Here is a 22,464-nt window from a genome sequence, read left to right as displayed (position 1 = left end):
CGGCCGGCACAACGATCGGACCGACAGAATGATCCGGCCGAACGGGGACCGAGCCGACTCACGATCGCCGCTGCTGTTTATAAATAGCCAACGCAGTCGCTCGCTCTGTTTTAAATATCTTGTGCGCTACACCGCCGAGCCGGTCTGCGGCGTCGCGTCGCGGCGTTACTGAATGTGGCCTTCGCGTCGGAGCTGGTCCGCGTCGTCGTCGTCGTACCGCCACTCGACGTTCGCCTTCTCGTCTTGCCAGGCCCACGGCTCCGCGAGGACCACGTCGCCCTCGCTGATCCACGTCCGGTACTTCATGCGGCCGGGGATCCGGCCCATTCGCGTCTTGCCGTCAACGCAGCGCAGCCGCACGTGGTTTCCGCCGAGGTGTTCCGTCACCACGGCGAACACTTCGTCGTCGTTGGGCATTCGGAGGTTCCGACGCCCGGATTCTTCGCTCATACAGTCAGTATGACGGTCACGCGTATAAGTGATGGGAGATACGTGTGCGCGTGTCTCGTGTGTTGGACGTTGGCACGAGTCGGAGGCGGCTCAGGATCGCATGACCCGACGGCCGTCGTCAGCGCTCAGTTGCCTCACTCACTCGCCGCCGGGAGCCGCCCCACCGAGCGCGGCGGTTCGGCGATTTCGCCCTCCATCGGCGCCCCGTTCGGATCGGGCGCTCCGCCGAGCGAAGCGTTCAAACCCCGTCGCGACGACGGGTTTCGCATGAAAGACATGGAGTCGCTCGTGCTCGATCAGGACGACGAGATGCTCTCGCCCGCGGTGGTGGTGGCGACGATCGTCCTCCTCGCCGTCTTCGTCGTCGGATTCCTGGTACAGATCGTCGGACTGGTTGCCTGAACGGCCTCGAACGGTCCGTTTCTCCTCCCCTCGCTCCGGTTCTTGCCCTGACTCCGGTCCTCGCCTCGGCTCCGATTCTCGCCCCGTCCGTCTCACTTTTCAAACTCGGGCACGAGTCGATGCGTATGAGCCGAGACCTCCTGATCGAACTCCTCGATCGCAACGACGAGCACGTCGCTTCCGCCGCCGCTGCTGACCTCGACGCCCAGCGCGACGGCCAGCAGCCCCCAGTCGTCTCGGTCTGCTGTTCGGACTCCCGCGTGTCCCAGGAAGGCATGTGGGCGGTCGATCGCCCGGGGTACCTCTTTACCGCCGGCAACATCGGGAACCGCGTGAGCGACCGCGTCGACGGCGAGCGCGTGCTCGACGGCAGCGTCGCGTACCCGCTCGCTCACACCAACACGGACGTGCTCGTAGTCGTCGGACACACCGGGTGCGGCGCGGTTGGCGCCGCCCTCTCGGCAGCTCGGACCGGCGAACTCCCCGCAGAACCCGGCATCAGGGCCGACGTTGAGGACCTCGTTCCGATCGTCGAGGCGGGCCTCGACGCGCTCGACGGGGACGGCGACAGCGACGAAACCGCCGACGAAGGGGACGGCGAGGACGGCCCCAGCGTCCGGAACCGCCTCGTCGAGTACAACGTCCACGAGCAGGTGGCGATCGCCCGAGAGACCGAGGAGGCGGCCGACGCCGAGGTGTACGGCTTCGTCTACGACTTCCACGGCGCGTACGGGGGGCCGGACGGCGCGGTCTACCTCGTGAACGTCGACGGCGAGCGCGACCTTGACACCCTCCGTGATCGGGTCGGCTCGGAGCACGCAAATCGCGTCGCGACGTTGCTGTAGTCTCTCCCGCCGTCACGCTGTAGGTCCCCACCGTCGCATCCGACAGGGGTATCACGCCGCCGACCGAACCGATCGGTAATGGACCGCCGCGTTCTGTTCGCGAGTCTGATCCTGTTGGCCGGCGGCGCGACCGGCGTCGGCGTCGCGCTCTTCGCGTTCGTCGGCGTCGATGACGCCACGATCGACGCCGAGGTCGTCTGGGAATCCGAGCCCGTCGCCGGCGACGACGGCAGCGGTGCGGTCGTCGCCACCATGGACGGGGACTCGCTCGTCATCCAGTCGACGGTCGAGGACGGGAATCGAACGATACGCGCCACCGCCGTGGGCGGCGGCGTGGAGTGGAAGACGGCTGTCGGCGGGAGCGATACTGCCGACGACGGCACCGATCCCCCCGCGACGAGCGGGCTAGTCGCCGGCCAACTCGGCGGCGACGAGGTGGTTGCGTTCACGACCGAATCGGGATCGCTCATCGTCCTCAACCCGGCTGACGGAACCGAGCGGCTCGCCGTCGACCTCGGCGGACCGGGCGGGCTCCGGCCAGCGATCGGTGACCTCGACGGCGATGGCGACGCCGAGATCGCCGCGGTCACGACCGACGGACGAGTCCGAGCCGTCGACGCCGCCGGCGAGACGGTGTTCGAGACAGACCTCGACGCGCCGGTGAATCGTCGGCCGCTGGCCGTCGACTTCGGCGGTGACGCTAACGGCAGCGCGGACGACGGAGCCGACACCGCCCGCGGGCTCGCGGTCGCGACCGCGGCCGACGGCGATCGCTCGATCAGCCTGCTCGACGCGACCGGCGAGGCCCGGTGGACGACGACCCCGTCGGTCACGCCCCTGAGCTGGAGCGCGGCCGACACGCGCAGCGGCCCGGTGCTCGCGCTCGGCGGCGCGAACGGCAACCTAGAGACGATCGACGTTTCCGACGGCGGAACCCGTTACGAGGTCGGGCTACAGGATCTACCCGTCGCCGTCGGCGACGCAGACCCCGGTCGCGTCCACGTCGGCGGGAGCGGCAGCATCTGGGCGGTCGACCTGCTCGACGGAGAAGTCGTCTGGAAACAGCAGTACGGCGGCGATACGCGGGTAAACGCTCCCGGTGTCGCGGACGTGACCGGCGACGGCTCTCCGGGCCCGGTCGTGGTGAATCGGGATGGAGGCGTGCTCGCACTGAACCAGAAGGGCGAGGCGATCGCCCGCGGCAATATCGGTACCGCCGTCGTGTACGGGGGGCCGCTGTTCGCGGACGTGACCGGCGACGGAAGCGCCGAGGTACTCATCGTCGCCGAGGACGGGCGGATCGTTGCGCTGTCCGACTGAGGCGTCGAGGCTCATTGCAGGCGGGTTTATCACTCGGAATACGCTGGCTTCCCGCTGCAGTCGCCGAATTTCAGATGTGATTTCACCGGAAACGAGGTGTGTCGGAATAGCTACCGCTCACGGAAAAGCGGCATCGAACAAAGTGAAAAGCGCCGTCGCCGTTCAGTGCTGCTCGTCCTCGTACACCCACGCCGCGGTGTCGAGGCCGTAGTCGACGAGTTCCTCCTCGTCGAAGAACAGGTCGATCTCGCGCTCGTTGGCGCCCTCGTCCTCGTGGTCCGACGCGTGGATCACGTTCTGGCCGAGGTCTAAGCCGAAGTCGCCGCGGATCGTGCCCGGGGCGGACTCGGCGGGGTCGGTCTCGCCGACCATCGATCGGACCTGTCGGGTCGCGTCTGCGCCCTCCCACACCATCGCGAAGACGGGGGCGGAGGTGATGAAGTCGACGAGGCCGTCGAAGAACGGCTTGCCCTCGTGTTCACCGTAATGCTGGTGAGCGAGGTCCTCGTCGATCTGCATGAACTTGCCGCCGACGAGCTTCAGCCCGCGCTCCTCGAAGCGGGAGACGATCTCGCCGATGAGGCCGCGCTGCACGCCGTCGGGCTTGACCATCACGAAAGTGCGCTCGTCGTGGTGGCTCATCTACTCGCCACCCTGATTGCGCCCTTCCTCGGTCCACTCGAGGTCGCGCGCCTCGCGGCCGAGGAAGTAGTTCTTCTCCGCCTTCGAGTCGACGAAGTGGAGGATCTGTCCGTTCGTCTTCACGTACATCGTGCCCGTGCCGGGCTCGATTTCTTCGCCGGTGTAGTCGCAGGTGCGTGTCTCAACCATTCGTTATCGCCCTCCGATGGAGTCGGCATCGCGCTGGGTCTCCCGGAGCTGGAGCACGTCGCCCATGCGGACGGGGCCCAGGACGTTCCGGGTGATGATCCGGCCCTGGTTCGATCCTTCCTGGATGCGGCACTTGACCTGCATGGCCTCGCCGTGCATCCCGGTCTTGCCGACGACCTCGATGACCTCCGCGGTCGTCGAGTCGCCGGTGCCCTCTTCTGCGCTCATGGGTGGTTATCGGAGCTCCGCGACCTTCTCGCCGATATCCTCGACGTCGTCGTCGGCGTCACCGGCGTCGATGACGGCGGCGGCGGCCGAGCCGACTTCGAGGCCGGCGGCGTGGCCGACTTCATCCTGCGTGTCGACGAAGACGACCGGGATGCCCTTCTCCTCGGCAAGCTCGGGGAGGTGCATCACGATCTCTTCGGGAGAGACGTCCTCGGCGACGATGACGAGGTCGGCGTTGCCGCGCTCGACGGCCTTCGTGGTCTCGTTGGTTCCTTTCTTCACGGTACCGGTGTCTCGGGCGACCTCGAGCGCCTCAAGCGATCGCTCGGCGAGGTCGGCTGGGGTTTCGTAGTCTACGTAAACGGGCATATGTTGTTCACCTATCCTCCGTGCGGGCTCGCGTGTCCGTCCCGTGGTCGGTCCCTATCGGAACGGCACATCATCAACCCCACAGAGGCTGTGAAGCGACCTAGTCCGGACATCCATAAAAGCGCTTTCAATGACCTGCGCGTGTGCGAGCGGGGCTCACGGGGAAGGACCCGCTTTAGCCACGGCGTTCGCAGCGGTTCTCCCGAGCGGCTGCGCAGCGTCTCGACGCCAGAGTACTGCCCGAACTCCGCGCTTTTTAAGCGTCGCTCGCTCTTCCTCACTCATATCGAATGGTCCGTCTCGTTCACTACTCCGATATCGAGAACGTCTTCGACGCCCCCGAGCGAGCGGCCCGCCTCGCCGGCCGGATCCGAGAGCTGTCGGGCCCCGACGCTGCCGTCGTCGCCACCGGCGACACCACCGCCCCGGGCGTCCTCTCGCTGGTCGCGACCGGCCGGCAGGTCCTCGACTTCTACGCCGCGACCGACACCCTCCTCGACACGTTCGGCAACCACGAGTTCGACTACGGACCGGATCCCCTTCGCGAGCTCGTCGACGACGCGACCGCGACGTTCGTCTCCGCGAACGTCCGCGACGAGAACGGCGACCCGTTCGGCCGCGACGAGGGTGTCGTCCCGTGGACGGTTCGCCGGATCGACGGCGCAACTATCGGTACTTCCCAAGCAGCGTAATCAGCTGAATTGAATCGCTAAATTAACCACAAGAAAGTGTCTGGATCTGGATGTGTTCACCATACCTGATCCAGACGAGTACCTTTCGGCGTCGGATGTCAAAGACGTAGCGGAAGAGGTCATTACGCCACTCCCGTTGCCGGGTGTCGAGGGGAGCCCCCTCGACCCCGGCGACATCTGGCTCGTCGTCATCCTAGCCTGCACTAACCAGAACTCGATTTGGGACACCTGCAACGATACCGAGGGAACGCCGTGTGACGACACTGTCTTGAGGTGGCTCCACACACTCAACCGTCAGTGGCTTGAGGTCGTTGCCAACCTTCTGCTCGCACGGCTCGCCATGACGATTTTCGACCCTGACCGGTCGAGAACCGTCTCCATCGACTTCATCGACAATCCCTACCACGGCGAGCACCATGCTGAGAAAGGCGAACTCTGTTCGATGGCTCCTAAGGACGGGACTACGACCTGCCACCGCTACTGCACGGCGTACGTCGTCTCGAACGGGAAGCCGGTGACGCTGGCGATGACTTACGTCCGCAGTGACGAAGATGAGGCTGACGCGGTCGAGCGCGTGCTCGCCCGCGTCGAAAACTATCCCTTCGAGATCGATCTCTTGCTTGCCGACAGCGGATTCTACAACGAGCGCGTCATCCGCCGCGCTCGTGATATCGCCCCAACGGTCGTTCACGTGCCCAAGAAGGGCGAGCGCATGAAGGACAAACTCGAAACTCACAAGTCGTACATGACGACCTATCGCATGTACAAGGACAGCGAGCGGGAACTGCGCTTCCCGCTCGCGGTCGCTGTCTCCTACCAGAACGGAGATCGAGGCAAGCACGGCGAGGTCGTTCGTGGCTACGTGGCGTGTGGCGTTACTGATCGCTCAGCGAAGCAGGTCGAACACCGCTACAGGAAGCGTTCAGGCATCGAAACGACCTATCGCTTACTTCGGCAAGCACGCGGGATCACGACGACGCGTGATCCCGTCGTGCGGTTTGCCATCATGTTGGTCGCGGCATTGCTGGAGAACCTGTGGCTGGTGCTACGGTGGGCGGTCGTCGCCCGCCCACGGCGGGGCGGGCGCGACCTGCCCGAGGAGTTCACGTTCAAGACGTTCTGTGACTGGATTCGTCATGAGCTGGAAGAGGAGTTACGCCGCCGGTGGAAGATCAAAGCGAACGGGGTTGGAGTGCCAGCATCACAGGCAACGGCCGCGGGCTGACCGGGGTCAGCCCACGGCCTGTCAGTTGGCGGTGAGCGACAGCTTTCGGCAGATACCGTCGAAATCCGGGTAACATCGTCTGTCCAAAGCGGTGAATTGGAACTTCCTCGATCTACTTCGTGGGAGCAGCCGAGACTGACCGTCAAATTATACAGAAAGTGACTATTTTGTGGCGTTCAGGCAGCACCCTCTCGACTCGTTCGGGAAGTAACGACTATCGGGTTCGTCGGCGTCACCGACCCCGCGACCGACTCTCTAAACCCGATGGCCGCCGACCTCACGTTCGACGACCCCGTCGCCGCCGCGAGTGACGCGCTCGCCGAGATGCGCGCCGAGGTCGCCGAGAACGGCGACGGCCTCGATCACGCCGTCGTCCTCTCGCACCTCGGCGCGGGCGACGACGACCTCGCCCGCGAACTGGACGTGGATGTGATCCTCGGCGGTCACATCCACAGCCCGCGCAACGAGTGCGTGGCCGACACCCTGCTGGTCCGCCCCGGAGTCAACGGCGAGACCGTCGTCGAGGTCGACCTCGGCGGGGCGGGGGACGCCGGGGAGAGGGACGACGGCGAGGACGCCGTCCCCACCGCGACCCTCCACGAGCCTGACGGCGTCGAGCCGATCGCCGGGCTCGAAGCTGCCCTCGAAGAGCGGATGGCTGCCGCCGACCTCGACGAGGTCGTCGATCGCGTCGACGAGCCGATCGAGCGGACCGGTGAGGTCGTCCACGGTGGAGAGTGCCGCGTCGGAAACTTCGCCGCGGACGCGTTCTGCTGGGCACTCGACGCCGACGTGGGGCTGTCGAACGCGGGCGGCCTCCGACAGGGCGACCCGTGGGTCGGCGACGTGACGAAGGCCGATCTGATCAGCCTCATTCCGTTCGAGGAGCCCGTGGCGCTCGCGTCCGTCACCGGCGCGGAGCTGCGCGACGTGCTCCGCGAGATGGCTGCGCCGGACGTGGACTTCGGAAAGGATGACTGGTGGCACGGCCACGTCTCGAACGCGCGGGTCGTCTGGGACGCCGACGGCGAGCGACTTCTGGAGGCCACTGTCGGCGGCGAGCCGATCGACCCCGAGGCACACTACACCGTCGCCGTCTCGGAGTACCTGCTCCACTCCGACCACGAGTTCCCGACGCTCGCGCAGCGCCACCGGGTCGACGAGGCCGACATCCAGTACGAGGTGCTCGCAGATTACGCCCGTGAACACGGGATCGACCCCCGGATCGAAGGCCGGATCGAGATCCAGAATCGAGAAGAGATAACCGGCGAGAGCCGGTGAGTGAGGTCAGTCGAAGCCGCGCGGTGAGAGAACAGAACCCGCTTACGCGCTACCGTCGACGAACTGCTCAGCACCCTCGTAGAACCAGTAGCCGTTCTCGCGCATCGCGCGCCCGAGTTCCTGGTGGAACTCGACGAAGTCCCCGAATTCCTCTTTCTCGACGCCCCCGAAGATCTCCTCGACGGAGACGACCGTCTCGTAGTCGATCCGGATCGGGTGGTCGCCGTACTGCTCGACGTAGTCGGCGGCCGACAGCGGGAAGTCCTCCTCCTCGTTGATCTTCTTCGCGAGCACCGCGTGCCCGTACTGCCGCCTGCCCTCGCTCCCCTGTTCGCCATCGGGGTCGTGTGGCCAGTCCATACCTCCCGATTCATCGGGACCGGGGATAGTCATTACGGAAAGTCGGACCGCCTCCGTCTCGACCCGCGACGGCGTCGACACCTCCAGTGACGTCGATGCCCTCGACGGATCGGTCGCGTTGGACGACGACTCAGCCGGCGATTCCGTCTGCTCCGTTCTCGTTATCGACGAGGCGTCCCTGACGAGAGACGTGTGATTGAATTGTAACTCAATTTATTAACAGTATAATATAATGTAAAAACGTTTAGAATACTGGGCGTCCATCATTTACATGGATCGAACCATGAGAGCTGTTGTATACCAAGGCCCGTACGACGTGGCTATCGAAGAGGTAGATGACCCGGAGATCGAACACCCGAACGACGTCGTGATCGACATCACGACGTCGTGTATCTGTGGCTCCGACCTCCACATGTACGAGGGGCGAACCGCGGCCGAGGAGGGAATCGTGTTCGGCCACGAGAATATGGGGATCGTGAGCGAAGTCGGTGAGGCCGTCTCGACGCTAGAGGAAGGTGACCGGGTTGTGATGCCGTTTAACGTCTCCTGTGGGTTCTGTCAGAACTGCGAAGAGGGATACACCGGTTTCTGTACCAACGTCAACCCCGGCTTCGCGGGCGGCGCCTACGGCTACGTCGCCATGGGGCCGTATCCGGGCGGACAGGCGGAGAAGCTTCGCGTGCCGTACGCCGACCACAACGCCCTGAAACTCCCGGAGGGCGACGAGCACGAGGACGCGTTCTCACTGCTCGCGGACATCTTCCCGACCGGCTGGCACGGCACGGAACTGGCGAACCTCCAGCCGGGCGAGTCGGTGGCCATCTTCGGGGCCGGCCCGGTCGGACTGATGGCGGCGTACAGCGCGAAGATCAAGGGCGCGGCAGAGATATACGTCGTCGACCAGGTCCCGAGCCGGCTGGAACTGGCCGAGGAGAACTGCGACGCCACCGCCATCGACTTCTCCGAGGGCGACCCGGTCGACCAGATCATCGAGGAACACGGCGGGATGGTCGACAAGGGCGTCGACGCGGTCGGGTATCAGGCGACCGACCCCGAGGACGTCGACACCGAATCCGAGGACTACTCGTACGACCCAGCCAAGGAGAATCCGGCGGTCGTGATCAACAGCCTCATTCGCGTGGTCCGTCCGACCGGCGAGCTCGGTATCCCCGGCCTGTACGTGCCGGAGGACCCGGGCGCACCGGACGACATGGCCGCGCAGGGGCGACTCGGAATCGACTTCGGGAAGTTCTTCGAGAAGGGACTCAAGTGCGGTACGGGCCAGTGTAACGTCAAGTCGTACAACCGCTACCTCCGCGACATGATCATCGAGGGGCGCGCCGACCCGAGTTGGGTCGTCTCCCACCGCGTCAACCTCGACGAGGCGCCGGAGATGTACGAGGCGTTCGACGCCCGCGAGGAGGGCGTCACGAAGGTCCTGCTCGAACCCTGAGTGGCCGCGTTACGCCTTCATCCTCGCTGTTCCGACTTTTTCGACCCGCTCCGACGGTCAGGTCCGGAGCCACGCCTTCGGGTGTTCGTCTCGGAGGTGAGACTGGTACCGCCCGATCAGCTCGGGATACCCATCGGCGACACAGTGCCAGCCGCAGTGGTCGCAGCCCCGCTCGACCGCATCGTCGCCGCTCTGAACGTGTCCGCCGCGCCTGTATGTAACCATGAGTGTCTCGCCACGACCGATCCGCGGTTGATGGGTCTCGTACGTCACGAGCGGAGTTCACTCTGTCGGCGCCCGCGGAGGATCGGACCCGTCGACGACCTCGAGACGCCCACTCGCGCCTGTACCGCCGAAACCGGTATGTCCGTCCCGCGCGTTGCAGCCCGTATGTGTAAGTACTGCAACTGGGCGTTCCACGACGGCTGGGGTGAGCTGCTGAAGTACGACGACATCTACCAGTCGGCGGTCGGCGCCGAGACGGAGTCCACCCACGGATTCCACGAGGACTGGGACGACCTGCAGGCGGAACTGGGAATCTGACTCGGACCGGTCGACCGAGCCGATTCAGAGCGGGAACGCGTCCGCGTTCTCGACCGATTCAGGGTTCGACGCCGCCAGTTCGTCGAGCTCTCCGCGGATCCGCGCTTCGTCCATCTCGCTGCCGATGAACACGAGTCGCGTGCGGCGGTCGTCGTCGGGCCCCCACTCGCCGATCGGTCCCGCCTGCACCGAGGGACCGGCCTGACTCACGCCGATGACCTCGTCCGTCCCCGCGACGTTGGCGACACCCTTCGCCCGCACAATCGCGCCGTCCCAGTCGTGGAGCCAGTTCGCGAACGACTCGGGATCGAGGGCGTCGGCCGAGCGGTAGACGAACGAGTCGACGCCGTGGGCCGCGGCGGCGCCCTCGGCGTGATCGTGTTCGTGCTGGCCGGCTGCTGGCTCGTGACCGTGTTCGCCCTCGCTTTCCGCAATCTCGCGCTTCCACCCCGGCGACCGCGTGGCCGTCTCGAAGTCGAACCGTCCGGTGTCGAGCACCTCGTCAGGGTTGACCTCGGAGTAGCTCGTCCGGATCCGCTTCGCCCGCGGGCCGAGCCGCTCGGCGACCGACTCGATCTCATCGAGCACGTCGTCGGGAACCATATCCGTCTTGTTCATCACGAGCACGTCGCAGAACTCGATCCCCTCGACGAGCACGTCCGCGAGGGGGCGGTCCTCGGTCGACTCCCCGTCGCCCGGCAGGTTCTCACCGGCGTCGAACTCCTTCCAGAAGCCGTAGGTGTCGAGGACGGTGACCATCGTGTCGAGCCGGAAGCGCTCGGTCGGGTCGATATCGGAGTCCTCGGTCCCCTCCGTGAACGCCCGCGCGATCGGGATCGGCTCGGAGATGCCCGACGACTCCACGAGGAGGTAGTCGAACTCGCGGGACTCCGCGAGCGTCGCGGCCTCGCTCAGCAGGTCGTCCTGCAGCCGACAGCAGATGCAGCCGTTCGAGAGGTCGACGATCCCCTCCTCATCGTTCTCTCGCGCGACCAGCTCGGCGTCGACGTTCACCTCGCCCATGTCGTTCAGGATGACGGCGATCCGCCTGTCGCCGGGGTTCGCGAGCAGGTGGTTCACCATCGTCGTCTTCCCGGCGCCGAGGTACCCGCTGAGAACGGTCACGGGAATCCGGTCGTCACTCATGTGTGTTACCGTGAGACGTGCTATCAGTATGAAACGATCGATCGGTGAGATACCACCCGTCACAAAGTTTACTCGGCCGCCGGGCGGCTCTCCACCATGCGCCGCAGAGCCCTCCTCGCGACCGCGGCGCCGTCTCGACCGCTTCGCTCGCCGGCTGTCCGACCCCGCTGTGGGGCGAGATTCCCGAAACCGTCGACGGCGCCGAGGTAACCCTCCGCCGCGCGTCACCGTCAGGGGACGGCTGCTCGACGGCTCGCGGGACTGTTACCGCGTCGACCTGATCGAGGCCGACCTCGACGCCGACCGCCTACTGCTCCGGCTGACCACCCAGGACGATCCCGACTGGGACGGCGGCCCGTGCTCCGATATCGGCCAAACGCATCCCTACGATATCGCCGTCGAATTCACGGAGGCGGCCGTTCCGGAACGCGTCGAAGTCCGCCACGGCGACGAGACAGTGTTAGAAGAGGCGGTGTGACTCACCGATCGACACCGAAATCAGACTCACCGGTTTATAAACAAACTGCGGTGGCGCGCGCCTCCGAGTGGCCGCCATCGGCGGCCACGAGGAACGCGTGCGAGGTCGCCGGCGCTACGCGCCGGCTGCCAGAGAATCTTCGATTCTCGCTGGACGCGGTGAGCGCTCGAAGAGCGCGAACCGCGAGGTTGGGGAGTGTGAGGCTGCGGTGCGGTCGGGGTGGGGCTTTGGAGTGGTTCGCCACACTGCTGGCAGAAACGATCCCGTATTACCGCTCGATCCCGCCCTGCGCTTTGATCCGCATGATGTGCCGGACGTTCAGATAGATCTCCTCGGGAGAGGTCTGCTCGTCGGGGTCGTAGAGGTCCGACACGCGGTAGAGGATCGCCGAGAGCTGCTTGCTCTCGGAGCTGTCACCCCACACGTCCCCGGCTATCTCGCGGAGGAACGCGCGGACCTCGTCATCCTCGGCGAACGCCTCGTCCGCCGCGTCAGCGGCCGACTCGGGTACGACTGGATCGATGCCGGCGGCGTCGAGGGCGTCAGGCTCGTCGCCTTCACTACCCGCTCCCTCCCCGCCGTCCGACTCGCTTCGCTCCCCGCTCATCGCCCCTCGCTCACCCCGCGACGGCGCACGACTCCGGCGTTGTTCGCGACGTTCTCCACGATCACCCGGAACGCGTCCGCGGTCTCACCCTCCTCTAAGACGACCGGCTCGCCGTCGTCGCCGCCGGTCCGGACCGCGGGGTCGAGCGGGACACCGCCCAAGAAGGGAAGATCGTGTTCCTGCGCCAACGCTTTCCCGCCGCCGGAGCCAAATATCTCGTGGAAGCCGCCGCAGTCCGGACACCGGAAGCCCGCCATGTTCTCGGCGATCCCGAGCACGTTCGTGTCGTGTTTACCGAACATCCGGAGGCCCTTCACCGCGTCGTCGAGCGCAACCTCCTGCGGCGTGGTGACGATCACGGCGCCCGTCAGCGGGAGCGTCTGGAGGATCGTGAGCTGGGTGTCGCCGGTCCCCGGCGGCAGGTCCATTACGAGGTAGTCGAGCTCGCCCCACTCCACGTCCTCGACGAGCTGGGTGATTATCTTGTGGACCATCGGTCCCCGCCAGATGACGGGGTCGTCCTCGCCGGTGAGAAAGTCCATACTCATCAGTTTCACGCCGAAGCGCTCGGGCGGGACGATCGTCTCGCCGTCGGTCTGCGGGCGCTCCTCCGCCGACACCATCCGCGGGACGTTCGGCCCGTACACGTCGGCGTCGAACAACCCGACGCGCGCGCCAAGCGCCGAGAGCCCGGCCGCAATGTTGACGGCCATCGTCGACTTGCCGACGCCGCCCTTCCCTGAGGCGACCGCGATTACGTTCTTCACCCCGGGGAGCACCTGCTCGTCCGGCTCCAGATCGTCCGGGATCGACGCCGACAGCTCCACGTCGAGCCCGGTGTCGGCAAGCGCCGCTCGGACATCGTCGGCGATCGCCGATTCGTGCGGCGAAAACGGGGCACCGAGCGCGAGCGAGATGCGGATCTCATCGTCGTCCACCTCGACGTCGTTCACCAGCCCGAGCGAGACGATGTCGTCGCCGAGGTCGGGGTCCCGCACGTCCACGAGCCGCTCCCGTACGTCCGCTTCGTTCATGTCCGGAGGGAGGGTCGTGGGTCGAATAAGGGTTCTGTACGGGCCTCGAACGACCCTGATCCGCCGGCTTCCCGGTCAGTCGATCCGCGTTCCGGCATCCTCGCCGCGCAGGAACGGCTCCAGTCCCGCGGCGCCGAACACGTGCGCCGGCGCGTCAAGCGCCAATAGTTCCCGCACTTTCGCGGCCATTCCGCCCGAGACATCGGTCGCGTCGCTCGCGCCGAGCGCGTCGGCGACCGCCTCGAACGAATCGATGGACGGGATCACCTCGCCATCACTGTCGAGAACGCCCGGCACCGTGGAGCAGACCCCGACTCGTCGAGCGCCGAGCCCGACCGCAAGCTCGACGACAAGCTCGTCTCCGGAGACGACGGTGACGCCGGCCCCCGCGGTCGCGACGCCGTCGCCGTGGAGCACGGGAACGAACCCCTCGCCGAGCAGCGTCGCCGTCGAGGAGAGCGGCAGGTCGAGGTCGCCGTCGGGGCCTTCGAGGCGAGCCGAAAGCGACAGTGGGTGAACCGGCACCGCGGGCACGTCCCGCTCGTGGAGCCGGTTGAGGACGGCGCGGTTCAGCTCCGTCATCGCGCTGTGGATGTCCATCACTGCGCCGGCGTCGGCGGTCCCCGCCGTCGTCGAGACGCCGTGTTCGCTGGCGTGGTGGTGACCGAAGCTCCCGCCGCCGTGGACGACGACGAGCCGATCGACCGCGCCGTCAGCGAGCGCACTCGCAACCGCGTCGCAGGCCGCGGCGAGCGCCGCGTCGTCGAGCGTCTCCGGGCGGTTCTTGTCCGTGATCAGGCTCCCGCCGAGCTTGAGCACGACCGGGGGTGCCGAGGCGTCATCTGTCCGCTCCGTCCCAGACGCCCCGCGATCCGCGCTCACGGCTCCACCACCCGGACACCCTCGGTCGCGAGCTCCGCGCGGAACGCCTCCTCGCACCCGTGCGTGAAGGAGAGCGCGGTCTCGCTCGCGTCGCTCGCGTCGAGCGCAACGATGCAGCCGCCGCCGCCCGCGCCGGTGAGCTTCGCGCCGTGGGCGCCAGCATCGCGGGCGGCCCACACCATCGCGTCGAGCGAACGCGCGGAGACGCCCAGCGCGGAGAGCAGCCCGTGATTGAAGTCCATGAGCTCCCCGAGCTCAGCGAGCAGCTCCGGCGACGGATCGGCCTCCGAAACGGCGTCGGCGAGCAGCTTCTCGCCGGTCCGCACCACGTCGCCGATCGACTCGACGGTGTCGGCGGCGAATCCGTACTCCTCGCGGAGTTCGCCGACGCCGGCGACGAGTTCGCCGGTGTCGCCGGCGCCGCCGTCGAAACCGACGACGAACGGAAGGTTCGGCGCCTCTATCGGCTCGCAGTCGTCGCCCTCGATGCGGACCGCCCCGCCCATCGTCGAGCAGAACGTGTCGGCCCGAGAGGCCTGTCCGTCCTGCACCTCGTACTCCGCGTGGTACGCGCGGTCGGCCAGCTCGCGGCGGTCCAGCGGTTCGCCGAGCGCGCGCGTCGCGGCATCGATCCCCGCGACCACGACGGCGGCCGACGATCCGAGTCCGGCGCCGAGCGGGATGTCGCTCTCGACGGTGATGTCGAAGCCGGCGTCGGGCGCGTCAGCCGCGTCCCGGGCCTGCCGGACCGCGGCGTCGACGTAACCCATCGCGGCCTCGACCAGCGGGGCCGGCACGTCCACGTCGGGCCGGTCGCCGGTACCGCCGGCGTACTCGACGGTGAACCCGTTGAGCGAGAGGTCCTCGGCCTCGACGCGGACGTGGTCGTCTGAGCGGGGCTCGGCGGTCACCGTGGCGCGTCGCTCGATCGCCGCCGGCACGGCGGGTTCGCCGTAGACGACGGCGTGTTCGCCGAAGAGGTACACCTTCCCCGGCGCTTCACAGACGGTCATACGAATCCACTCTCTCCGCGTGCTTACAGGCGTTGCGCTTGCCGGGCCGTCGTGGACGAGGGTCGTTGTGGAACGGCAAGGCCCTCCGACCCCGTCACCTTTTCACCGCCGGCCGCTGTCGTGCGCGCTATGACGACGCTCCCGTCGCTTTTGACACGGTCGCTCACGAACTTTATCGAGAGCCTGGCGGTCGCGATACCGCGACTGCTCTCGGGGCTAGTCTTCCTCGCGTTGGCGTACGCGACGGTGCGAATCGTCCTCACGCTCGTCCGGTCTTCGATCGATCGGATATACGTCGGTGACCGAGAGCTCGTGGGCGATCTCATCGCCACGCTCGCGGCGATCTTCCTCTGGTTCGGCGTTGCACTGACGTTCCTGAAGGTCGTCGGCATGGGCGACATCGCGGCGAGTCTGGGCACCGCTGTCGGCTTCATCGCGTTAGGTATCTCGTACGCACTCTCCGAGATGATCGAAGATACCGTGGCGGGCGTGTACCTCCTCCGCGACCCCGACTTCAACCCGGGGTACCGCGTCGAAGCGAAGGGCGTGACCGGGACAGTCGCTGCGATCGAACTCCGAAAGACCCGGATCGACACAGACACCGGTGATCGGGTTGTGCTCGCGAACCGGGAGATCGAGCCGCGGTGGACCCATGACGTTCCCGCGGCGGAAGACGGGAAATCGGCGACGAGAGAGGCGGAGAGCACCGACCGCGACAACACCTAAATATCCGGCTCGAGATCCCGTACCCATGGCATCCACAACAACAAGCGTCGGTGCCGGCGGATCCGATGACAACACCACCCTGGCGGCGATAACGCACATCCTCGCGCTGTTCACGTGGCTGATCGGCCCGCTCGTGGTCTTTCTCGTCACCGACGACGAGTTCGTGAAGGCGAACGCGCGCGCGGCGATAAACTGGCAGATCTGGTTTACGATCTACTCGATCGTCGCTGGTGTTCTGATCATCGTCGGGATCGGGATCTTGCTGCTCCCCCTGCTCGGACTCCTCAATATGGTGTTCATCGTCATTGCCGCGGTGAAGGCGGCCGAGGGCGAGGTCTGGAGCTACCCGCTCACGATCGATCTCCTGTAAACGGCGGCCACGATCGCTCTTTTTGCTCTGGGGGTCGTACGAGCGCCGCCGCTCGGGCACAACTCGGAGCGTTCACAAAAAGTCGAACTCGACGTCGAAAACCGACTTACAGTTCGTCCTCGAAGTCGTCGAGGGCGAACACAGTGTCGGCGCCGCGGCGGTCGAGCGTCTCGTTGGCGAGCAGCCAGTAGACGACCGACAGCGCGCGTCGACCCTTGTTGTTCGTCGGGATAACCAGATCGACGTTCGATAGCTGGTTGTTGGAGTCGCACATCGCGATGACCGGGATGCCGACAGTGATGGCCTCCTTGACGGCCTGTGCGTCCCCGATCGGGTCCGTGACCACGACGACATCCGGCTCGATGTAGCCGGCGTAGTCGGGGTTCGTCAGCGTGCCGGGGATAAAGCGTCCCGTGCGGGCGCGGGCGCCGATGGCGTCCGCGAACTTCTCGGCCGGGAACCGACCGTACTGCCGCGAGGACGTGACGAGGATTTGCTCAGGGTTGTAGTTCTTGAGGAAGTCCGCGGCTGTGCGGATCCGCTGGTCCGTCGTACTCACGTCGAGTACGTACAGGCCATCGTCGCGGACGCGGTGGATAAACCGCTCCATATCCTTCGTCTTCTGCTGGGTCCCGATGTGGACACCGGCAGAGAGGTAGTCCTCGACCGGGATCAGCAGGTCGACGTCGTCATCGGGCATGACGTCGTCGTCGAACGGGGAGGCGTCTTCCTCCTCGTCGGCGTCGTCGCCCGCGTCTTCCGTCGCGTCGGGTTCGGCGTCGGCGGGTGCCTCCTCGGCAGCCGCGTCGGCGGTCGGTTCCTCGGTCGTGTCGGCCTCCTCCTCGACCGCCGCGTCGACCGCCTCGGTCTCCGCGTCGTCGTCGAGTTCGACCGCGTCGTTGTCTTCCGTCATGCGTGGTGTGAGCCCGTCATACCGCGTCGTCCGCGATGCGGACCAGTTCGTTCAGCTTGGCGGTGCGCTCGCCGCCGACCGTGCCGGTCTTGATGAACCCGGCATCGGTCGCCACGGCGAGGTGTGCGATGGTCGTGTCCTCCGTCTCGCCCGAGCGGTGGGAAATGATCGTCTCGTACCCGTTGCGAGCGGCGAGTTCGATAGCGTCGAACGTGTCCGACAGCGTCCCGATCTGGTTCGGCTTGATCAGGATGCTGTTGGCCGCGCCCGTGTCGATCCCTTCCTGGAGCCGCTCGACGTTGGTGACGAACAGGTCGTCGCCGCAGATCATCGTCCGGTCGCCGACCCGGTCGGTCAGCTCCGCGAACGCCTCGTAGTCGTTCTCGTCGAGCGGGTCCTCGACGTACGCGAGGTCGTACTCGTCGACGAGGTCGGCGACGTAGTCGATCTGCTCGTCGGTCGACTTCGTCTCCTCGCCGTAGACGTACGCCTCCTGGTCGTCGTCGTACAGCTCGGCGGCGGCCATATCGAGGCCGAAGCGGATCTCGAAGCCCACGTCCTCCTCGACGCGGTCGACCGCCTCGTCGACGACCTCGAACGCGTCCGCGTCCGAGATCGGGGGCGCCCACGCGCCCTCGTCGCCCTTCGCAGCCGGCACGCCGCGCTCGTCGAGCACGTCCGCGACTGCCGCGTGGACCGCGGCGTTCGCGAAGACGGCCTCCGAGACGCTCGGTGCGCCGACGGGTGCCGCGAGGAACTCCTGGATGTGAGTCGCCTCCTTGGCGTGCTCTCCGCCGCCGACGACGTTGCCGAGCGGAATCGGAAAATTCTCACCGCGGAACGCGCCCCCGAGGTGCTGGTACAGCGGCGCACCGAGCACGTCGGCGGCGGCCTTCGCGGCCGCCATCGAGATCGCGACCGCGCTGTTGGCGCCGATCGCGGAGAAGTCATCCGTCCCGTCGGCGGCGCGCAGTGCGTTGTCGACGGCGCGCTGGTCGCCCGCATAGACGCCTTCGAGGCGTGGAACCGCGTGCTCGCGGGCCTTCGCGATGGATTCGTTGGCCGGGAGTTCGATCGCTTCGTACTCGCCGGTCGAGGCCCCGCTGGGCGCTGCCCCGCGGCCGAAGCCGCCGGACTCGGTGAGCACGTCGGCCTCGACGGTGGGGTTGCCGCGCGAGTCGAGCACGCGACGCAGCGAAATGCCGGTAATTCGGGTCATCAGTTGGACTCCCTCCGGACGGTGAAGGGGAGCGCCCCCGCGTCGTACTCCTCGGCGGCGACGAGGATAGGCTCCGTTTGATCCGTGTCGATCAGCACGGGCGCCCCGTAGGACACCTGCAGCGCTCGCGCGCCGAGGATTCGTGCCTTCTCGTATCGATTGTATCGCTGTTCTGACATGGATTACTGGTACGGCGAAACGACGTCGACGAGGTCACGGTGGCTGACCATCATCCGGCGACAGCAGTGCCGGTCAACGCCGAGCTCGTCGAGCACCTTGCCGGGGTCCTCGTCGCCCTCGCGGGCGCGCTCTTTGAACTCCTCCCAGTGTTCACCCACGACGTTGCCGCACGTGAAACACCGGACGGGAATCATCATGACTGAATCACCTCAGCGGTAGGACTTCTGGTAGCGGGCACGCGCGCCGGGTCCGCCCCACTTCTTGGGTTCGGACTGGCGGACGTCGTTGACCAGCAGGGTGCGGTCGAAGTTCATGTACGCGTCGCGCAGCTCGGCGTCGCTGAGGTGCTGGACGAGACCGCGCGCGATGGCGGTCCGCGTCGCGTCGGCCTGGCCGCTGAAGCCGCCGCCCTCGACGTTGACCTCGATGTCGACGTCTGCGCGGAGCTCTTCGCCCGCGATGCGGAACGGCTCCAGCATCTTGAGTCGCGCCTGCTCCGGTTCGACCAGCTCGACTGGCTGGGAGTTGATGCGAACGCGGCCCTCGCCGTCGCGCACGGTGGCGCGGGCGACGGCCGTCTTCTTCTTGCCTGAGGTGTTAGTTACCATGTGACGTTGGCTCCCAGAGACTCGGAGATGTCCCCGAGCGTCGTGAATTTGATGTTCGAGAGGCGGTCGAGCGAGGTGCCGTCGAGAACGACGGTCTCGGCGTCCTCGTCGCGCTCGTAGGGGTTGCCCACGTAGACGCGGACGTTCGAGAGTGCCTCGCGGCCGTCCTCCGTCTTGTACGGTAGCATGCCGCGGATGGCACGCTTGAAGATTCGGTCGGGGCGCTTGGGGTAGTACGGCCCGCTGTCGGAGCCGAGCTCCGCGCGAGTGTGGTACGTCTCCATCGTCGCCTCCTCGTTACCGGTGATGACCGCGCGCTCGGCGTTGACGACGGCGACCGTCTCGCCGTCAAGGACGCGCTGGGCGACCTTCGACGAGACGCGACCGAGGATGCAGTCCCGGGCGTCGACGACGACGTCCGCGTCGATCTTTGCGAGACTCATCGAATCACCCGGACGTTGCTCTCTTCGGGATTTTGTTCAACGAACTGTTCAAGCGACACCGCTTCGCCGGCCTGGTCGATCTTCGTGCGGGCAGTGCCCGAGAAGTCGACGGCGGCGACGGTGACGTTCTTTTCGAGCACACCGCTGCCCAGCACCTTGCCGGGGACGACGACCGTCTCGTCTTCCTGAGCGTACCGTTCGATGCGGCCCAGGTTGACCTCAGCGTGCGTGCGCCGTGGCTTCTCCAGTCGGGCGGCGATGTCCTGCCATACGTTGGCACCGGAATCGCGCGAGACCGACTTCAGATCGGCGATGAGGTTCTGTAGTTTCGGATTCGTCTTGCTACTCATAGCTGTCCCTCCTGAAGTGGAGAGTTAGTGAAAACGGAGTGCAGGGAGCAGGATTTGAACCTGCGGACCTCTACAGGACAGCGCCCTGAACGCTGCGCCGTTGGCCTGACTTGGCTATCCCTGCGTGCACTCCTGCGTAATCCGGCTCCCTTCAAACCACTTTCGGTCCCGTCGTCGGGACGACCCGACTCGGATCCGGGCCGATCCGACGCCACGTCGGATCGGAATGCGGCGCCGCAGCTTCGTGCAGGGGCGAGCGCCGTGTGTGTGGTTTGAAGGTCCGTCATTACGTTAGACCGCGACTTTCGTCTGTAGTTCGTCCGCGCGCTCCTCGATGGAGTCGATGGCGCGGAGCAGCAGTTCCTCGACGCTGAACGAACCGTCCGTCTCGATGTGGAACACGAACGCGCCGGGGACATCCTCGACGCTGACTTCTTTCCCGGGGAACCGCTCCGAGAGATCGTTGTCGAACTCGTCGGTAAGTTCGATTTCCCCGTCGGGTGTCTCGATAACCCCGCGGAGGATCCGCGGCTCGTCGTCGTCGAACTCGCCGAGGTCGCCCTCGACCGAGACGCGCTGGAGGTGGCGGTAGCCGACGGAGACGCCGCCCTGATGTTTGGCGTGCTCCTTACCGGTGTCGAGCACTGCGTCGGCCTCGAACTCCAGTCGCTGTCCCTCCTTCAGCTCGATGATCGGGATATTGTCGTCGGCGACCTCGACGAGCGGGTCCGCGCTCTCGATGTCGCCGGAGTACGCCGTCGCCGGACCCTCGACGTCGAGCGCGAGAGTGACCTCGTCGCCGACCTCGAAGTCGTCGAGCGGCGTCTTCAGGGGAATGAGCCCCAGTCGAAGCCCGATCATCTCGTCGAACATGACGGAGGAGTTCTCGACGAACCTGACGGTGTCTATCGAGAACGTCGGGACGTCGGCGATCATCGCGCGGCGGATGCCGTTCGCGAACGCCGGGGTGAGCCCGCGGATCAGCACCCGCGCGCTGCGATCGTCCCGTTCGACGTACTGGACGTCGAAGTCGTCTTCCGTCATGTCAGACTCGCTTGTTCTTTGGCGCCTTCGTCCCGTCGTGCGGGATGGGCGTGACGTCTTCGATCCGACCGATCTCGACGCCCGCACGCGAGAGCGCGCGGATCGTCGCCTGCGCACCGGGACCGGTGGACTTGTTGAGGTTGCCGCCGGGACCGCGCACGCGAACGTGCACGCCCTCTAAGCCGGCGTCCTTGACGCGCTCGGCGACGACTTCCGCCATCTGCATGGCGGCGTACGGCGACGCCTCGTCGCGGTTCTGCTTCACCACGGTGCCGCCGGACGATTTGGCGATCGTCTCGGCGCCCGTCTCGTCGGTGACCGTGATGAGCGTGTTGTTGAACGACGCGTACACGTGGGCGATGCCCCACTTTCCGTCCTCGGATTCACTCATGGTGGGTTACTCCTGTGACTCCGCGCGCTCGGGGTGGAGATCGTCCGCGAGCGGGCTGTTCTCGTCGAAGGCGATTGCGCCTTCGTCGTCCACGTCGACCTTCACCGACGGGCGCGTGACGCGGGCGCCGTCGACGGTGATGTGGCCGTGAACGATGAACTGTCGGGCCTGCTGAGTCGAGGACGCGAACCCCTGTCGGTAGGCGACCGTCTGGAGACGGCGCTCGAGCAGGTCGGTCACGTCCAGTGAGAGGACCGCGGAGATATCGTCGTTGTCGCCGAGGATACCGATCCGGCGGAGCCGTGCGACGAACTCTGCGCCGGCCTCCTGAGCGACGTCGACGTCACCCTGGGCCTCGCCGAGCAGGCGACGCGCCTCGCGGCGCATGCTACGCAGCTCGGACTGAGCGCGCCAGAACTCCTCTTTGTTCTTCAGACCGTACCGTGAGAGGAGATCGGACTCCTCGGCGATGCGCTCGCCCTGGTACGGGTGGTTCGGCGTCTCGTAGCCCTTGGTGTTTTTCCCGGTGCTCATTCCTCGTCACCCGCTGCTTCTTCTTCCGCCATCTCCTCGCGGATCTCCTCGACGTTGACGCCAATGGTGCCCTCGGACCGTCCCGTGGACTTCGTGCGCTGGCCGCGTACCTTCTGGCCGCGCTTGTGGCGAACGCCTTTATACGATTCGATGATCTTCATCCGGTTGATGTCGTGGCGACGCTTCTCGCTGACGTCGGTGCCGACGAGGTGCGTCGTCTCTCCGGAGTAGAAGTCGTTCTGTCTGTTCGTCATCCACGACGGGACGTGGTCTTCGAGGTTCTCGGCGATGTCAACCACCGCGTCGAGGTCATCCTCGTCGAGGAGCCCGAACGTGGCGTTTCGGTCCACGTCGGCCTTCTCGGCGACCAGCCGCGCCGTGCGCGTGCCGATGCCGTCGAGTTCGGACAGGCTTCGCTCGACCGTCTTCGTCCCGTCGAGGTCAGCGCCCCCGATCCGGACGAAGTACTGGAGGTCTTCCTCCTCCTCCGGTGAGTCGTCCTGTGATTCTTCCGTGCTCATGTGTTG

32 protein-coding genes, 1 tRNA gene and 2 pseudogenes are annotated in these 22,464 nt (G+C 66.3%); 11 read left to right on the top strand and 24 right to left on the bottom strand.

The genetic code is table 11. The features are described from left to right. Positions 1–165: 165 nt before the first annotated feature. Complete coding sequence (locus HLAC_RS09190; RefSeq protein ID WP_049933486.1) at positions 166–450, bottom strand: translation initiation factor eIF-1A; 285 nt, start codon at positions 448–450, stop codon at positions 166–168. A gap of 267 nt (positions 451–717) precedes the next feature. Between HLAC_RS09190 and HLAC_RS19815 the strand changes: the two genes are divergently transcribed. From HLAC_RS19815 to HLAC_RS09175, 3 genes are all read left to right on the top strand, one after another. After that, entirely contained in the window at positions 718–852 is a 135-nt protein-coding gene (locus HLAC_RS19815; RefSeq protein ID WP_015910556.1) for a hypothetical protein, read from the top strand. Positions 853–977: 125 nt separating this feature from the next. Further along, complete coding sequence (locus tag HLAC_RS09180; protein WP_015910555.1) at positions 978–1,697, top strand: carbonic anhydrase; 720 nt, start codon at positions 978–980, stop codon at positions 1,695–1,697. 78 nt (positions 1,698–1,775) lie between these two features. After that, positions 1,776–3,017 carry a PQQ-binding-like beta-propeller repeat protein gene (locus tag HLAC_RS09175; RefSeq protein ID WP_015910554.1) on the top strand — a complete coding sequence of 414 codons (1,242 nt, stop codon included), beginning with the start codon at positions 1,776–1,778 and terminating at the stop codon, positions 3,015–3,017. A gap of 162 nt (positions 3,018–3,179) precedes the next feature. Here HLAC_RS09175 and ndk read toward each other — a convergent pair whose 3' ends face one another. From ndk to rpl7ae, 4 genes are read right to left on the bottom strand one after another with little or no spacing between them, the layout of a single operon-like run. Then, positions 3,180–3,659 carry a nucleoside-diphosphate kinase gene (gene ndk, locus HLAC_RS09170; protein WP_015910553.1) on the bottom strand — a complete coding sequence of 160 codons (480 nt, stop codon included), beginning with the start codon at positions 3,657–3,659 and terminating at the stop codon, positions 3,180–3,182. Then, positions 3,660–3,848 (bottom strand): 50S ribosomal protein L24e, encoded by a 189-nt coding sequence (locus HLAC_RS09165; RefSeq protein ID WP_008008468.1) that lies wholly within the window; start codon positions 3,846–3,848, stop codon positions 3,660–3,662. A gap of 3 nt (positions 3,849–3,851) precedes the next feature. Next, a complete protein-coding gene (locus HLAC_RS09160; protein ID WP_004046478.1) occupies positions 3,852–4,076 on the bottom strand; it encodes a 30S ribosomal protein S28e in 225 nt (74 codons plus the stop codon). Positions 4,077–4,082: 6 nt separating this feature from the next. Further along, a complete protein-coding gene (gene rpl7ae, locus HLAC_RS09155; protein ID WP_004046475.1) occupies positions 4,083–4,445 on the bottom strand; it encodes a 50S ribosomal protein L7Ae in 363 nt (120 codons plus the stop codon). Between the two features lie 290 nt (positions 4,446–4,735). Here rpl7ae and HLAC_RS09150 point away from each other — a divergent pair. From HLAC_RS09150 to HLAC_RS09140, 3 genes and pseudogenes are all read left to right on the top strand, one after another. Next, positions 4,736–5,119 (top strand): annotated as a pseudogene (locus HLAC_RS09150) (metallophosphoesterase family protein); the annotation flags it as partial. Positions 5,120–5,189: 70 nt separating this feature from the next. Then, the gene (locus HLAC_RS09145; protein WP_012659234.1) at positions 5,190–6,362 is read left to right on the top strand and encodes an ISH3-like element ISHla8 family transposase; all 1,173 of its coding nucleotides are present in this window, start codon (positions 5,190–5,192) and stop codon (positions 6,360–6,362) included. A gap of 201 nt (positions 6,363–6,563) precedes the next feature. Beyond that, positions 6,564–7,643: pseudogene (locus tag HLAC_RS09140) on the top strand (bifunctional metallophosphatase/5'-nucleotidase); the annotation flags it as partial. A 42-nt stretch (positions 7,644–7,685) separates the two neighbouring features. Here HLAC_RS09140 and HLAC_RS09135 read toward each other — a convergent pair. Next, a complete protein-coding gene (locus HLAC_RS09135; RefSeq protein WP_015910551.1) occupies positions 7,686–8,003 on the bottom strand; it encodes a DUF5785 family protein in 318 nt (105 codons plus the stop codon). 283 nt (positions 8,004–8,286) lie between these two features. On the opposite strand from HLAC_RS09135, the gene HLAC_RS09130 reads away from it, so the two are divergent. Further along, positions 8,287–9,456, top strand: a complete 1,170-nt coding sequence (locus HLAC_RS09130; protein ID WP_015910550.1) for a glutathione-independent formaldehyde dehydrogenase — start codon at positions 8,287–8,289, stop codon at positions 9,454–9,456. Between the two features lie 57 nt (positions 9,457–9,513). On the opposite strand, the gene HLAC_RS19285 is transcribed toward HLAC_RS09130, so the two are convergent. Further along, positions 9,514–9,681: a hypothetical protein gene (locus tag HLAC_RS19285; RefSeq protein ID WP_015910549.1), complete on the bottom strand. Its 168-nt coding sequence runs from the start codon at positions 9,679–9,681 to the stop codon at positions 9,514–9,516. A gap of 165 nt (positions 9,682–9,846) precedes the next feature. Between HLAC_RS19285 and HLAC_RS19280 the strand changes: the two genes are divergently transcribed. Beyond that, positions 9,847–9,999, top strand: coding sequence for a hypothetical protein (locus HLAC_RS19280; RefSeq protein WP_015910548.1), 153 nt, complete (start codon positions 9,847–9,849; stop codon positions 9,997–9,999). A gap of 24 nt (positions 10,000–10,023) precedes the next feature. Here HLAC_RS19280 and HLAC_RS09115 read toward each other — a convergent pair whose 3' ends face one another. Further along, positions 10,024–11,145, bottom strand: a complete 1,122-nt coding sequence (locus tag HLAC_RS09115) for a CobW family GTP-binding protein (protein WP_015910547.1) — start codon at positions 11,143–11,145, stop codon at positions 10,024–10,026. Positions 11,146–11,314: 169 nt separating this feature from the next. On the opposite strand from HLAC_RS09115, the gene HLAC_RS09110 reads away from it, so the two are divergent. Continuing rightward, a complete protein-coding gene (locus HLAC_RS09110) occupies positions 11,315–11,623 on the top strand; it encodes a hypothetical protein (protein WP_015910546.1) in 309 nt (102 codons plus the stop codon). Positions 11,624–11,891: 268 nt separating this feature from the next. On the opposite strand, the gene HLAC_RS09105 is transcribed toward HLAC_RS09110, so the two are convergent. The 4 genes from HLAC_RS09105 to mvk all read right to left on the bottom strand — a co-directional run bounded on the left by HLAC_RS09105 (position 11,892) and on the right by mvk (position 15,159). Continuing rightward, the gene (locus HLAC_RS09105) at positions 11,892–12,230 is read right to left on the bottom strand and encodes a DUF7976 family protein (protein ID WP_015910545.1); all 339 of its coding nucleotides are present in this window, start codon (positions 12,228–12,230) and stop codon (positions 11,892–11,894) included. Continuing rightward, positions 12,227–13,264, bottom strand: a complete 1,038-nt coding sequence (locus HLAC_RS09100) for an Mrp/NBP35 family ATP-binding protein (protein WP_015910544.1) — start codon at positions 13,262–13,264, stop codon at positions 12,227–12,229. The genes HLAC_RS09105 and HLAC_RS09100 overlap by 4 nt, the downstream gene beginning before the upstream one ends. 75 nt (positions 13,265–13,339) lie before the next feature. Then, complete coding sequence (locus tag HLAC_RS09095; RefSeq protein WP_015910543.1) at positions 13,340–14,146, bottom strand: isopentenyl phosphate kinase; 807 nt, start codon at positions 14,144–14,146, stop codon at positions 13,340–13,342. Continuing rightward, positions 14,143–15,159: a mevalonate kinase gene (mvk, locus tag HLAC_RS09090; RefSeq protein WP_015910542.1), complete on the bottom strand. Its 1,017-nt coding sequence runs from the start codon at positions 15,157–15,159 to the stop codon at positions 14,143–14,145. Before mvk ends, HLAC_RS09095 begins: the two co-directional genes overlap by 4 nt. Positions 15,160–15,288: 129 nt before the next feature. On the opposite strand from mvk, the gene HLAC_RS09085 reads away from it, so the two are divergent. Then, entirely contained in the window at positions 15,289–15,885 is a 597-nt protein-coding gene (locus tag HLAC_RS09085; RefSeq protein WP_015910541.1) for a mechanosensitive ion channel domain-containing protein, read from the top strand. A gap of 25 nt (positions 15,886–15,910) precedes the next feature. Then, entirely contained in the window at positions 15,911–16,255 is a 345-nt protein-coding gene (locus HLAC_RS09080; RefSeq protein ID WP_015910540.1) for a DUF4870 domain-containing protein, read from the top strand. Positions 16,256–16,361: 106 nt separating this feature from the next. On the opposite strand, the gene rpsB is transcribed toward HLAC_RS09080, so the two are convergent. From rpsB to HLAC_RS09020, 12 genes are all read right to left on the bottom strand, one after another. After that, on the bottom strand, positions 16,362–17,168 hold the full coding sequence (gene rpsB, locus HLAC_RS09075) for a 30S ribosomal protein S2 (protein WP_015910539.1): 807 nt from the start codon (positions 17,166–17,168) through the stop codon (positions 16,362–16,364). A 16-nt stretch (positions 17,169–17,184) separates the two neighbouring features. Further along, complete coding sequence (eno, locus tag HLAC_RS09070) at positions 17,185–18,387, bottom strand: phosphopyruvate hydratase (RefSeq protein ID WP_015910538.1); 1,203 nt, start codon at positions 18,385–18,387, stop codon at positions 17,185–17,187. Then, positions 18,387–18,566 carry a DNA-directed RNA polymerase subunit K gene (locus tag HLAC_RS09065; RefSeq protein ID WP_004046454.1) on the bottom strand — a complete coding sequence of 60 codons (180 nt, stop codon included), beginning with the start codon at positions 18,564–18,566 and terminating at the stop codon, positions 18,387–18,389. The genes eno and HLAC_RS09065 overlap by 1 nt, the downstream gene beginning before the upstream one ends. Before the next feature lie 3 nt (positions 18,567–18,569). Further along, positions 18,570–18,764 carry a DNA-directed RNA polymerase subunit N gene (locus HLAC_RS09060; RefSeq protein WP_015910537.1) on the bottom strand — a complete coding sequence of 65 codons (195 nt, stop codon included), beginning with the start codon at positions 18,762–18,764 and terminating at the stop codon, positions 18,570–18,572. Positions 18,765–18,776: 12 nt separating this feature from the next. Continuing rightward, positions 18,777–19,175 (bottom strand): 30S ribosomal protein S9, encoded by a 399-nt coding sequence (locus HLAC_RS09055; protein WP_015910536.1) that lies wholly within the window; start codon positions 19,173–19,175, stop codon positions 18,777–18,779. Next, complete coding sequence (locus HLAC_RS09050) at positions 19,169–19,618, bottom strand: 50S ribosomal protein L13 (protein ID WP_015910535.1); 450 nt, start codon at positions 19,616–19,618, stop codon at positions 19,169–19,171. The genes HLAC_RS09055 and HLAC_RS09050 overlap by 7 nt, the downstream gene beginning before the upstream one ends. Continuing rightward, complete coding sequence (locus HLAC_RS09045; protein ID WP_015910534.1) at positions 19,615–19,968, bottom strand: 50S ribosomal protein L18e; 354 nt, start codon at positions 19,966–19,968, stop codon at positions 19,615–19,617. Before HLAC_RS09045 ends, HLAC_RS09050 begins: the two co-directional genes overlap by 4 nt. A gap of 39 nt (positions 19,969–20,007) precedes the next feature. After that, positions 20,008–20,092 (bottom strand) — tRNA-Leu (locus tag HLAC_RS09040). A 167-nt stretch (positions 20,093–20,259) separates the two neighbouring features. Then, positions 20,260–21,012: a DNA-directed RNA polymerase subunit D gene (locus HLAC_RS09035; RefSeq protein WP_015910533.1), complete on the bottom strand. Its 753-nt coding sequence runs from the start codon at positions 21,010–21,012 to the stop codon at positions 20,260–20,262. Between the two features lies 1 nt (position 21,013). Next, positions 21,014–21,403 carry a 30S ribosomal protein S11 gene (locus tag HLAC_RS09030; RefSeq protein WP_004046448.1) on the bottom strand — a complete coding sequence of 130 codons (390 nt, stop codon included), beginning with the start codon at positions 21,401–21,403 and terminating at the stop codon, positions 21,014–21,016. A 6-nt stretch (positions 21,404–21,409) separates the two neighbouring features. After that, a complete protein-coding gene (locus HLAC_RS09025) occupies positions 21,410–21,937 on the bottom strand; it encodes a 30S ribosomal protein S4 (protein WP_015910532.1) in 528 nt (175 codons plus the stop codon). After that, positions 21,934–22,458, bottom strand: coding sequence for a 30S ribosomal protein S13 (locus HLAC_RS09020; protein ID WP_015910531.1), 525 nt, complete (start codon positions 22,456–22,458; stop codon positions 21,934–21,936). Before HLAC_RS09020 ends, HLAC_RS09025 begins: the two co-directional genes overlap by 4 nt. Positions 22,459–22,464 lie beyond the last annotated feature (6 nt).

It is taken from the genome of Halorubrum lacusprofundi ATCC 49239 (assembly GCF_000022205.1).
Lineage (GTDB): Archaea > Halobacteriota > Halobacteria > Halobacteriales > Haloferacaceae > Halorubrum > Halorubrum lacusprofundi.
This window is presented reverse-complemented; position numbering and strand designations above follow the sequence as displayed.